Origin of the sequence: Pseudoalteromonas sp. SG41-1 (genome assembly GCF_014164575.1) — a bacterium.
GTDB classification, from domain to species: domain Bacteria; phylum Pseudomonadota; class Gammaproteobacteria; order Enterobacterales; family Alteromonadaceae; genus Pseudoalteromonas; species Pseudoalteromonas rhizosphaerae.
Genome location: NZ_JACJFL010000076.1, coordinates 1 through 12,324, shown reverse-complemented (window position 1 = coordinate 12,324; position 12,324 = coordinate 1). Strand labels below are relative to the sequence as shown.

At 41.1% G+C, this 12,324-nt stretch carries 14 protein-coding genes; 11 read left to right on the top strand and 3 right to left on the bottom strand.

The window, feature by feature from the left end:
* Positions 1-78: 78 nt before the first annotated feature.
* Together H5203_RS21745 and H5203_RS21740 are read right to left on the bottom strand one after the other, a co-directional pair.
* Positions 79-687 carry a paraquat-inducible protein A gene (locus H5203_RS21745; protein WP_145238177.1) on the bottom strand — a complete coding sequence of 203 codons (609 nt, stop codon included), beginning with the start codon at positions 685-687 and terminating at the stop codon, positions 79-81.
* 47 nt (positions 688-734) lie between these two features.
* Positions 735-2,009, bottom strand: coding sequence for an EAL and HDOD domain-containing protein (locus H5203_RS21740; RefSeq protein ID WP_145238174.1), 1,275 nt, complete (start codon positions 2,007-2,009; stop codon positions 735-737).
* Positions 2,010-2,264: 255 nt separating this feature from the next.
* Between H5203_RS21740 and H5203_RS21735 the strand changes: the two genes are divergently transcribed.
* Both H5203_RS21735 and H5203_RS21730 read left to right on the top strand, forming a co-directional pair.
* Positions 2,265-2,831, top strand: coding sequence for an alkylphosphonate utilization protein (locus tag H5203_RS21735; RefSeq protein ID WP_145238171.1), 567 nt, complete (start codon positions 2,265-2,267; stop codon positions 2,829-2,831).
* Positions 2,832-2,970: 139 nt separating this feature from the next.
* A complete protein-coding gene (locus tag H5203_RS21730) occupies positions 2,971-3,786 on the top strand; it encodes an META domain-containing protein (protein WP_145238168.1) in 816 nt (271 codons plus the stop codon).
* A gap of 51 nt (positions 3,787-3,837) precedes the next feature.
* Here the strand turns inward: H5203_RS21730 and H5203_RS21725 are convergent, their stop codons facing one another.
* On the bottom strand, positions 3,838-4,677 hold the full coding sequence (locus tag H5203_RS21725; protein ID WP_182820309.1) for a 23S rRNA (adenine(2030)-N(6))-methyltransferase RlmJ: 840 nt from the start codon (positions 4,675-4,677) through the stop codon (positions 3,838-3,840).
* A 234-nt stretch (positions 4,678-4,911) separates the two neighbouring features.
* On the opposite strand from H5203_RS21725, the gene zapB reads away from it, so the two are divergent.
* The 9 genes from zapB to H5203_RS21680 all read left to right on the top strand — a co-directional run bounded on the left by zapB (position 4,912) and on the right by H5203_RS21680 (position 12,287).
* The gene (gene zapB / locus H5203_RS21720) at positions 4,912-5,142 is read left to right on the top strand and encodes a cell division protein ZapB (protein ID WP_145238165.1); all 231 of its coding nucleotides are present in this window, start codon (positions 4,912-4,914) and stop codon (positions 5,140-5,142) included.
* Complete coding sequence (locus tag H5203_RS21715) at positions 5,142-5,441, top strand: cell division protein ZapA (RefSeq protein ID WP_145238162.1); 300 nt, start codon at positions 5,142-5,144, stop codon at positions 5,439-5,441. The genes zapB and H5203_RS21715 overlap by 1 nt, the downstream gene beginning before the upstream one ends.
* A 107-nt stretch (positions 5,442-5,548) precedes the next feature.
* Positions 5,549-6,568 carry an MBL fold metallo-hydrolase gene (locus H5203_RS21710; RefSeq protein WP_149980510.1) on the top strand — a complete coding sequence of 340 codons (1,020 nt, stop codon included), beginning with the start codon at positions 5,549-5,551 and terminating at the stop codon, positions 6,566-6,568.
* 54 nt (positions 6,569-6,622) lie between these two features.
* Positions 6,623-8,113 (top strand): LysM peptidoglycan-binding domain-containing protein, encoded by a 1,491-nt coding sequence (locus H5203_RS21705; protein ID WP_182758821.1) that lies wholly within the window; start codon positions 6,623-6,625, stop codon positions 8,111-8,113.
* A 76-nt stretch (positions 8,114-8,189) separates the two neighbouring features.
* Positions 8,190-8,678, top strand: coding sequence for a peptidylprolyl isomerase (locus tag H5203_RS21700; protein WP_182820308.1), 489 nt, complete (start codon positions 8,190-8,192; stop codon positions 8,676-8,678).
* 9 nt (positions 8,679-8,687) lie between these two features.
* On the top strand, positions 8,688-9,416 hold the full coding sequence (locus H5203_RS21695) for an SDR family NAD(P)-dependent oxidoreductase (protein ID WP_182820307.1): 729 nt from the start codon (positions 8,688-8,690) through the stop codon (positions 9,414-9,416).
* A complete protein-coding gene (locus H5203_RS21690) occupies positions 9,413-10,255 on the top strand; it encodes an amidohydrolase (RefSeq protein ID WP_145238147.1) in 843 nt (280 codons plus the stop codon). Before H5203_RS21695 ends, H5203_RS21690 begins: the two co-directional genes overlap by 4 nt.
* A 48-nt stretch (positions 10,256-10,303) precedes the next feature.
* Positions 10,304-11,875 (top strand): S41 family peptidase, encoded by a 1,572-nt coding sequence (locus H5203_RS21685; protein WP_182820306.1) that lies wholly within the window; start codon positions 10,304-10,306, stop codon positions 11,873-11,875.
* A 31-nt stretch (positions 11,876-11,906) separates the two neighbouring features.
* Positions 11,907-12,287, top strand: coding sequence for a hypothetical protein (locus tag H5203_RS21680; protein ID WP_182820305.1), 381 nt, complete (start codon positions 11,907-11,909; stop codon positions 12,285-12,287).
* Positions 12,288-12,324: the final 37 nt, after the last annotated feature.

Below are 12,324 nucleotides of genomic sequence, written 5' to 3'. Positions count from 1 at the left end.
GTTCTAGGTTCTAGGTTCTAGGTTCTAGGTTCTAGGTTCTAGCGAAGTTTATGATAACTATTTAGTTAACACAAACGTTTAACTATTTTTTGGCGTAACTTTAATTAAGCTGCTGGCGGCGATGGCAAATAAGCAATAACCGGTAAAGTACCAAAAACCTGTACCAAATTCGGCATGCATGTTGATCAATTCCCCCATCTGGCCATCGGCGTTACCAGCAAGGTAAGCCACAATCAAAGCAATGACAAAAACATCTACCATGCTCCATTTACTCAAGCCTTGTATAACTTGACCGAGTATATGCTTTAATTTGTTCATCGGTATTAAACAATAAACTAATTGCATCAACAGTTTTAAAGCTGGCACCACAATTGAAAACAATGCTACCAATGCTGCGACTAGGTAATTTTTATTATTGGCAAGTTCGTTAACCGTGCCCCAAATGCTCCGTGTTTTTTTATAAGCACTAATTTCACCTTCGAGTTTATCAAGGCCCAACATGCTCGACGCCATCATTAACATATTGCGGGTATGACGGTCACCTTCATCAGCAATCATAGCAATGCCTGTTTTGGCGAGCTTTGATTTATCAATTTTCCCCTCAAGGGTTAGCACAGGCTGAGTAACGCCAGGTAATAACAACGCCAGAGCAATTAAAATAGTCGTGATCGGCAGTAATAAACGCATAGTCGTCTTTTAAAGTATATTGATAATGGCGCATCATACTCAAGGTATTAAGTATCTTCAATAATTGAGGCTAAAACCTCATCGCCGTATTGCCGTGCTACGAGCATGGCATTATAAATGACATCGATGGGAGAAGCTGGCCGAATGGTTTCTAACAATTTAACTGCTAATGGCCAATTATCTTCCTCTACCGCGCGAGCTAACTGCAAAGTAGCACCTAACATACCGTTAAAGTTAAGCAGTGCACTCGATAAATCATCGCCTAAACAAAACTCTTTTGCGATAACATCCAGTTCCATATTTAAAATAGCATCGAGCACTGACATCAAGCCAACTAAGTAACCACGCTGAGACATTTCCTTACCGCCAGGCTCTAGCATTAACTGCATGAAATGCGCACGAGTTAACCCCAACTTAGTTAGTTCACTAGGTTTATCAACCCCTAGTTCACTAAGGGCCAACACTCTTACAAATTGACGAATTGCATCTTCACCTAAATAAATAACCGCTTGTGAAATAGAGGTGATCACTAAATTTTGGTTACCAGAGCGTGCATTCACTAATTTAAGAATACGAGCAGTTAAACCGACGTCTTTAGCTACCCGCTGGTGGACTTCATCAAAATCGAGATCTGGGCGCGACGTACAGCGCAGCAAATCAAAAACAGCAAATTTAGATGGCTCAACATTATGGTAGCTGAGCATTTCTGGACGCGCGAAAAAGAAGCCTTGAAAGTAATCGCAGCCGGCACTTTTTAGTAGCATAAATTGTTCGTGCGTTTCAATTCGTTCAACTATGATTTTTACATCAGGAAAACGGCGTTTAAGCTTTTTTAACAGCATATTGGTTTTAATGATGGGCTCTTCAACTTCAAGCTTTATATAATCAACTAAATGTAATAATGGCTCCCATTTTTCATCTCCATCATAATCATCGAGAGCAAAAGTATAGCCATCTTTTTTTAGAGTCGTAACTCGACTGGTCACTTTATCAATGTTGTCGGCTCGTTCAACGATTTCTATTACTGCGCTATCTGGTTGCAATAATTTAGGGAAATCATCTAACAGGGCATCTGAAGATAGGTTTATAAAAGCGCGTTGGTTCGCAGTAAGTTTATTTATACCAATAAGCATTAAAGCGTTAAAAAACAGCCGCCCAGTAGCCTGACCATCTGTTGTGCCAATAGGGAATGCGTTATTTATCGAATCTCGATACAGTAATTCGTATGCATAAATGCCTGTTTCAGCATCAAAAATAGGCTGCCTGGCAATGTATTGTGTAACAAGTTTTGGCACCTCGGCGGTTATCTGCGTATTAAGCATATTATTTCCTGCTAATAACTATAGTGACTCTTGCCAGCTAAATTGTTGTTATTTTATGTACTCAGTATAGTAAGGTTTTTGCGCCTTGCCTAAACTTGTAAGTAATAATGCTCCTTTTATTGAATGTCTGCAAACCATCTGTAAAGTCAAAGTTTTCACTATACCCACACTAAAATAATGGATAAGTTCTAATTTGACTGATGATTGAGTATAATAAGGGCTTACTTTTCTGTTAACCCCCAAAAGAGCCTTGATATGAGCATTGAACAAGCCTTAGTTGAACGCAGTAATAACCAATGTGAGCTATGTACTGCAACTGAAAACCTTTCTGTATACGAAGTGCCACCTGTCACTGAAGCTCATTCAGATAAATGTATTTATACTTGCCAAACGTGTAAAGACCAAGTTGAAGGCACCACTGATATTACCCCTACTCATTGGCATTGTTTAAACGATAGCATGTGGAGCCAAACACCTGCGGTACAAGTGGTGGCGTACCGTATGCTAACCCGTTTAGCTGCTGATAATGGCTGGGCACAAGATGCGCTAGACATGATCTATCTTGAAGAAGATACGTTAGCATGGGCTAAAAAAGTACTTGCTGAAAATGATGATATTAAACATGTTGATAGCAACGGCGTGGTACTGCAAGCCGGCGATACAGTCACACTTATTAAAGATTTAGATGTTAAGGGCAGTAGCTTAACGGCTAAACGTGGTACTGCTGTGCGTAATATCGGCTTGACCAGCAACCCTGAACATATTGAAGGACGTGTTGACGGTCAGCGCATTGTTATTTTGACCAAGTTTGTGAAGAAGTAAATATCTCTGTGCCTACAAAAAGGTGCATTTATGCGCCTTTTTTTGTTCCTAAATATAATTAAGCTATGATTAAGTAATCGCGCTGTAAACTACCCATAGATTAAAAATCAACCGATTCATTTATTTCAAGGAATAAACCATGCTATCGAACAAACCTTATTCAGTTTTAAAATCGATTGCCAGCATTAGTTTATTGGCCAGCAGTGCAATGGTACTTAACGGGTGCAAGAGCCTACCTGATCCACAAACTAAACAAACCACTGAAGATGCAGCCATGGCCACTTTAACAACTCAAGTTAGCTACCTTGATCGCAGCATGTTAGGTCCTGGCTCACAACTCACAGTGACTTTAGCTGATGTGTCAAAGATGGATACTGAAGCAGAAATAATTAGTCAACAAACTATTGATATCAATGGCGCACCACCTTATACGGTAGAGCTTAGCTACGACGCGAGCAAAATGGATCAACGTCATCGCTATAGCGTAATTGCACGTATCACTAATCAAGATCAGTTATTGTACGTTAGTACTACACATAACAATCCATTTGAGCAATCACAACAAGCACCTTATGAAGTAGTCGTGTCTAAAGTTGCGCCGCAAAAGCCTAATGTCGATTTAGTAAATACGTATTTTAAAGCTGTTACTATAAATGGCGTGCAAGTCACTGTTGAAACAAAAGAACCCTTTATTCAATTTAGTAAAGATAACAAAAGCCATGGCTTTTTAGGCTGCAATAATTTTGCTGGTAGTTATCAAGTAGATCAACAAGCACTGACATTCAGCCCGCAAGCTAGTACTAGAAAAATGTGCTCTCAAGGTATGGAACAAGAAACTGCAATGTCTGGCGTACTAGAAAATACTGCGACGTGGAATATTAATGGTGAATCACTCACCTTAAAAGATAAGCAAGGTAAAGTACTGGCAACCTTTAAAGCCGTGTATTTTAATTAACTCTAATCACTCTCTGTAATTAAACGCCCAGTGAACTGGGCGTTTCAATGTTTATTCGGCAACTAATTGCTCGCTGCGATAAAAGCCTGATGAATCGCTTAATAAGTTAACTAGTTCAGGTAATACCTTATCCATAGTTTGTTTTAACTTCCACGGTGGATTAATCACTATCATCCCCGATGCAGTCATGCCATGCACGTCAGTATCGGCTTCAGTCGCCAATTCAAATAACTGAATATTACGCATACCTGAAGCAATCAATCCCTCTTCCATACGCTCAATTCTTTCTCTGTCGACCACCGGATACCAAATCATGTAAGTGCCAGTAGCAAAGCGTTGATAAGCCTTCGTTAATGTTTTTACCACAGTGTCGTAATCGTCTTTAATTTCATAAGGTGGATCAATGAGTACACATGCTCTGCGCGAAGCGGGGGGTAATAACCCCACTAGACCCGTAAAGCCATCCTCGCCGCGGACACGAATTGAGCGCTTACCGCTCATGTTTTCTTGTAGTAATGCCAAATCTCGCGGATGTAGCTCAAAAAACCAACCTTTGTCTTGGCGACGCAAGAAATGCTCAGCAATTTTCGGCGAGCCCGGATAAAAAGCTAATTGTTCTGTGTCATTAAATGATTTAATTAAATCAATATAATCATTTAGTTCCTGATGCTCACTGTGATGTTGATAAAGCTTAGCAATGCCATTTAGGTATTCTTGCGTTTTTTGTGCATCAGCACTGGCTAATTCAAAAAAGCCAGCTCCTGAGTGAGTATCGATATAGTCCAATGGCTTATCTTTGAGCGTCTGGTAACTTAATACCTGAGCTAATACCAAATGTTTAACGACATCGGCTGGGTTTCCAGCATGAAATGAGTGTCTGTAACTGAGCATAATATAATTTCGCTTAAATAAACTCATTGAAGTTAGTTATATTCTACAACATAAAACGCCAAGGGTCATAAATTGCTGGCCATTAAGTGAACCACTTATGAACAAATTAGTCGCTAGCCTGAACAGCTTATTAACATTAAATAAAAATCAGCCAAAACACACGTAAATGCTGGCATATAAAGCAACTTTGCTTTACATTTGCATGACAATAATCACAGTTTTATGAGCGCCTTTATGAATAACGATACCCTTTCTCAACTAGAACAATTGATCGACCAATTAATTAGCCAAAATTCACAGCTACAAACTCAGGTTAGCGAGCTTAAAGATAAAAATAGTAAGCTAATCGATGAAAATGAAATTCTTCAACTTGAAGTACTTGAAAGTGAAGAAAAACAAAAAGACACCAGCACAACTTTAACGGGTTTACTTGAGAAGCTACAAAGCGCCCAACAGGCTAACTAATGTCTGAGCTGCAAAACCAGCGAGTCACAGTTGAGTTGCTTGGTAAAGAGCAGCAATTTGCTTGCCCAGCTGGGCAAGAGGATGCACTCATTGCATCAGCCAAATACTTAAATGATTTGGTTGATAAAATGAAGCAGCGCTCAACAGTGCGCAATGATCAAAAAGCCTTATTAATGGCGGCCTTGAATATTAGCCATGAGTTACTCGAAGCAAAAACACAGCAAAGCGTTACCCAACAGCAGCAGGATCAACTCATCGATAAGCTCAGTGCTTACTTAGGGCAATCGTCAGCCGAATAAAAAAAGCGCACTCGCGCTTTTTTTATTATCTCGCGGATTCCAGTATCAATTAAAAACAAAATCAGCTAACTTGCCTATTTTATTTTCTCTATTTTGGCAATACGGTTATGACTCACCCTTTTTATATCCCCACTCAGTTAACTGCACTTTTATTGCTAAGCTTTAGTCTTGTTGCACCTCGCTCTGCTGTTGCAGCAACACAGTGGCAAACAATCTCCCCTAACGTACAATTTTTAGAGCAGCAACGAGCCCTACGCTTTTATGACTCAAACCAAGTGCTCATTGAAGGTGATAAATGCGCGCTAATGTTTGATGCCAGTGGCGACTTTGCCGCTGTTGAAGCAACCGTTAAGCAACTAAAAAGCACCTTAAAAACCCCTTTGTGTTACTTAGTTGCTAGTCACTTCCACGACGACCATTTACTGGGCATGGCTATTTTGCAGCATCATTTCCCTGATGCTCAATTAATTGTCCATCAACAACTTGCTACTGAATTTAGTCAACTCCAACAAACCTATACTAATAAACTTGATAGTTATGAAAAAAGTATAGAATTGAGTTTACAGCGTTTAGCCCAGCAGCCCGAAGCGCAACAACAGCACTGGCAAAACAAACTCAACTTAGCTAAGCAGCGATTATTACGATGGCGCCAATATCAACTACAACCACCACAAACTTACGTTGTTGATAGCTTAACCATTGAACTTGGCAACTACCCGGTCACTATTAACGCACACCAAGCCCATACTAATGGTGATTTAACTCTCAGCGCCGAAAATCATCGCATTTTAGTCGGTGCTGATGTGGTTGATTGGCTACCTTATCCCGGCCATGGTAATTTTAATAACTGGTTGCAGATACTCACGCAACTTCACTCAGATCAGCGCATCAAGATAATCCTTCCTGGCCACGGAAGCGTACTAAAACGAGACGATTTACAGCAACCATTAAACTTTTTGCACGCGATACAACAGCATGTAACAAACTATCCAGAGCAAGATTTAGTGCAATTACAGCAAAGCTTTAATCAGCAGTTTGCGAAAGACTACCAAGTTGATGAGATAGCACGAAAAGCTTACCCGCTGTTTCTAGAGGCTGGACTTAAACGAGTTAAACAGTCAAAATAGCGCTCGCACACGGATGTGCTAGACTTTTAAAAGGATATTAATTTAGTGATTTTTATGCGCTGTTACCTCTTTGCCCTGTTTGTGACTTTAATCTTACTATCTGGTTGCCAAACAACTGAACCGCATTCAGCGCCAAATGATACTATGCAAACTCCGGTTATTTTTAATCACGTTAAACCGTCATCGAATAACTCGGCACAGCCCACAGATGCCAAGCATAAAAAACAAAAAATAACATTAACAGCTTCTGCAAAACAAGCCACTAGATCACCTCAAGCGCACACTCGTAATGAAGATTTATGGCAACATATAGCCAACAATTTAACCATTAACATATACTTAAACAAAGCACTAAATAAACGGATTCTCTGGTATACCAAGCAACCCAAATACTTACAGATTGTCAGTGCCCGGGCTGCGCCTTATCTTTATCATATTGTTAGTAAAATAGAACAACGTAAGTTACCCATGGAATTAGCCTTATTGCCCTTTGTGGAAAGTGATTTTCGTCCGACTGTTAGCTCATCAGAACAAGCTGTTGGGGTATGGCAATTAGTCGGTGCGACGGCTCATCATTTCGGCATAAAATCAGATCAATGGTATGACGGGCGCAAAGATGTTCTCGCTTCAACAGATGCAGCTTTGGCCTATTTAGAGTATTTACATAAGCGCTTTGATGGCGACTGGCTACATGCATTAGCGGCTTATAATAGTGGCGAAGGACGTGTAAAGCGCGCCATCGCAGAAAATAAAAAGCGCGGCAAAAGCACTGATTACTGGTCGTTGAAATTACCCAAAGAAACCTCTGAATACGTGCCAAAGCTAATGGCATTAAGCTACTTAATACAAAACCCTCAGCACGGACTATACCGCCCTAAACTTGCCAACAAAGCCCTTACAACTGAGCTTAACGTTGGCCAGCAATTTGATTTTTCGGTGATTGCCAATTTATCTGGTATTGGTCGCAGCCAACTACACAAACTCAACCCTGGCTATTTAAAAAACCAAAGCTCACCTAATGGTCCCCATACTTTATTACTACCACTGCAACAGCAAAGCTTATTAAGCAGCCAGTTCTTTAAAAATAATTTCACTGGCGAATATACAGTGAAAAAAAATGATACTTTGTACTCGATTGCTCGTCGTTTTGGATTATCAGTTAACAAACTAAAAGCGATGAATAACAAAACCTCTAATTTAATTGGTATTGGTGAAGCATTGATGGTTGGCCAACCTCGCACCATGCCAGACTCGTTAACTATCAATTATAAAATCAGTCCTTACCTTGAACAAACTGAAATAGCGATCCCCACTATCGCTATTCAATATCAGGTAAAGCCTGGTGATACTATCTGGGGAATTAGCCAACTTTATGATGTGCCGCATAGTGATTTAGCCCGGTGGAATAAACTTAGTGCCTCGAGTATTTTAACGCCTGGCACGCAGCTGGTGCTACATTTGCCGCAAGCAACAAAGGCCGTGTCACAATTGCATGACGAAGGTTTACTTTCAGAGCTTGCAAGAACCTTAAAGCAACCACACTAACCGAACCAGTAGTTTATAATCCGGCTTATTTAGCGTAAAATTAGCTTTTCATTACAGTTAAATTAAAGAGATCGGCATGCAAATTAGCAAAAACTCGGCAGTTGAATTTCACTACACATTAAGTGAAGCGGGCGAGCAACTAGAAACAAGTACTGGCAGTGAGCCGCTAACCTATATTCATGGTTTGGAAGGTATGCTTCCAGGTCTTGAAACGGCTCTTGAAGGCAAGGCTGCTGGCGATAGCTTCAGCGTGACACTTACACCGTGTGAATCTTACGGTGAACGTGTTGATGATCTTATTCAACGCATTCCTCTTAAACACCTTCAAGGTGACACTAAAGTATGGAAGCCAGGTATGACAGCAATGGTTAGCTCTAATCAAGGCCGTCATCAAGTAACGATCGTGAAAGTAGGTCGTTTCAATGCTGATTGTGATTTAAACCACCCATTTGCAGGCAAAACTCTAACGTTTGATGTGCAAGTACTTAGCGTACGTGAAGCAACCAGCGAAGAAGTATCACACGGCCATGTCCATAGCGAAGGCGGTTGTGGTCACAACCACTAAGGAAATTCCATGTCAAAGGTTGCTATCGTTACAGGCGGCAGTAAAGGTATAGGTCTTGCTGTTGTAAAGCGTTTTCTAAATAGTGGTTACCAAGTACATAACCTTGATCTAGAACCTGCAAATTTAGGCACTTGGCACCACTGCGATGTGAGTGATGTTAGCGCAGTAAAAACGGTTATTGCAAAAATTGCCAGTAATGGCAAATGTATAGATGTGTTGGTATCGAATGCCGGCCGTCATCTAAGCGCGACAATTGAAGACACTGACGAAGCAACCTTCGATAGCTTGTTTGCACTTAATGTAAAAGGTGCCTACGCGGCAATTCAAAGCGTGTTACCAAGCATGAAAGCGCAACAAAATGGGGCAATTATTTTAATTGCCTCAGATCAAGCCATCATAGCTAAAAACAACTCGTTTGCGTATAACCTGACCAAACATGCGTTAGCCTCAATGGCAAAAACCACCGCATTGGATTATGCCCAGTTTAATATTCGCACCAATGCAGTGTGCCCAGGCACCATAGAAACACCGCTTTTTCATAATGCTATCGACGCATATTGTGCTCGTAGTGGCGCCGACAAAGCCACTATAGTTGCCGAAGAAGGCGCATTACAGCCACTCGGACGATTAGGCCAAGCTGATGAAGTCGCAGCATTGGTTACGTTTTTAGCCAGTGATGATGCCAGCTTTATTACCGGCAGTTTGCAAACCATTGACGGTGGTTACACCGCGCAATGAGTGAACGTATTATTGACCCCCACGTACACTTTTTTAATTTAGTCCAAGGGCAATATGATTGGCTACAAGGTAACAATCCTGTGCCTTGGCCAAATTTAGATACGATTAAAGCGCCCATAAGTGTTAACCAATTACAGCATATAAGTCAGTTTGAAATTGCTGGCCTAGTACACATTGAAGCAGGCTTTGATAACCAGCACCCCATCAATGAACTGCACTGGCTAGCTGAGCACTTAAGTGGCCACAATTATAAAGCTATCAGCTTTGCCAATATTAACAGTCATCCCGACGATTTTAATAATGCAATTACCGCTTTATCACACCCAAGCTTAGTGGGCATTAGAGATATCACCGAAGGCGCTGATGCCATGCGCTTAAGCGATGCTACATGCCATGATAACTTAGCGCTATTAGCCAGTAAGCAGCTGATATTTGAAGCTCAATTTGAAGTTGAAAAGCTTACAATTACCCAACAGCTAATCAACTACTGCCAACAACTTCCGCATTTACAATTAATAATAAACCATGCGGGTTTACCCAATAATCTGTCAATTTGGCAGCATGGGATCAGCCAATTAGCGCAACTACCTAACTGCTGGATTAAATTTTCAGGCTTTGAGCTACTCACTGCGCAGATGCAAGCTCAGCAACAGCAGTGTTTTAACTTTATCCTGCAGCACTTTGGCCAGCACCGCGTTATGTTTGCTAGTAATTTCCCTGTATGTCAAATCAACGCGAGTTATCAACAGCGTTGGTCAAACCATTTTGAGCTTTGTAACACTCATAATTTATGGCAAAAACTCAGCTACAAAAATGCTCAGCACTGCTACCAAGTTTAATAAAAAACCGCTATATTGAGTTATATTGTATAAAAACAGAGCATCATCATGGCTATCTCTTCTATTCAAAAGCTCACTATTGGGTTTTTCAATGTTTCTTTTCTAGCGTTTCTTTCTGGCTGTGGTGGCGGTAGTACAATGCCCGACAACAACAGCAATGGTGGTGGCGACACTGGTAGCAGTATCAATTGGACGCAAGGTGTATTTCAGCCCTCTAGTAACTTTTATCAACAATGCCAAGTATTAAACGAAAAGCACTGGCTGCGATCATGGAGTAACGAAACCTATCTTTGGTATGACGAAATTATCGATCGTGATCCAGCGCTGACCCCTGCTGTAAGTGAATATTTTAAATTACTAAAAACCGAGCAAATTACCGAGTCAGGCGCAAACAAAGATAACTTTCACTCCAGTCTGCCGACCGCACAATGGAGAGCCCAAAGCCAATCAGGGGTAACCTTCGGCTATGGTTTTAACGTTAAATTAATAAGCCCTACAGCACCACGCCAAGGTGTGATCAGCTATACAGAACCTAACTCACCTGCAAGTGCGCAAAATCTTGCCCGCGGCTTTGAGATTTTAGAAATCGATGGTGTTGATTTTATCAATGCCAATACGCAAGCTGAAGTAGATACCCTCAACGCAGGTTTATATCCAACTAAAGTTGGTAAAAGCACCAGCTTTGTATTCAAAGATATAAATACCGATGAAACCCGCGAAGTTATTTTAAACTCGCAAACGATTACTTCTAGGCCAGTCACAAACGTGAAGACCTTAGCTGATGGCACTGTTGGTTACTTTCAATTTAATAGCCACAATGCAATTGCTGAAAAATCGCTTTATGATGCCTTTAATAATCTCAAAGCAAGTAATGTCACTGACCTAATTATTGATATTCGTTACAATGGCGGTGGTTTTTTACAAATGGCTAGTCAAGTTGCTTATATGATCGCAGGCCCCGCGAACACCAACGGTAAAATTTTCGAAAAAACCATTTTTAACGATCAACACCCAACATTTAATCCAGTAACAGGACAACGCTTAAAACCCGTCATGTTTACCAATGAGTTTGTTGGTTTTGCTGATAATCCTGCTCTAGTTGTTGGCACGCCATTACCAACCTTAAATTTAGAACGCGTGTACTTGTTAACTACCGCCAGCACTTGCTCTGCCAGCGAAGCGATAATAAATGGCTTACGCGGTGCAGATATTGAGGTAATTCAAATTGGCTCTGGTACCTGCGGTAAACCATACGGTTTTTATCCCACCGATAACTGCGATACGACTTACTTTAGCATTCAATTTACTGGCGAGAACAATAAAGGTTTTGGTGAATATTCAGATGGTTTTGCGCCGCAAAATACCACTGATAATGCCCGCCTACCAGTACGCATAGCCGGTTGCGCCGTTGCTGATGACTTTAGCCATCAGCTAGGCGACCCTGAAGAAGCTATACTTAAAGCAGCGCTGGGTTATCGTGATAATGGTAGTTGTCCAGCAGCCAGTTCAATAGCCAGTAAGCAAGGTTTTGCACCTGCACGCTTTGGTGACACCCCAGCAGTATTAGATACACGGGCTGGATCTCTTGCTGAGCAAAATAAAATACTGCCTTCGCATTAAGCGTTAGCATTAAACTCAAGGCAGAATTGTTATGCTAAAAGAATGTTCATCATCAATACTAGCCGCGCTCTTGATCTGCGGCTGCTCTGTACAAAATGAAAAACCAACACCAAAATTACAGCATGCATTACTAATAGAGCCACAAGGTGAACTGATTGCTCAAGGAATTGCTCGCCTAATGCGCTCAGAGAAGATTGCAGTAGCTAATGATGTGTTTATGAAGCGCAGCTTGATGGTCGTTGATAACGTCACTAAAACCGACGGGCTTGGCAACCCTATTATGGGTAAACAGCTAAACATGCCAGACCGTTTTGAATTACTGATAAAAAACAACCTATGCTTTGTACGTCATCTCGATAGCAAAGCCACCGAGCCGCTACCGGATGTACAATGTAAGGTGAATGATATCTAGGTGCTAGGTGCTAGGTGCTAGGTGCTAGGTGCTAGGT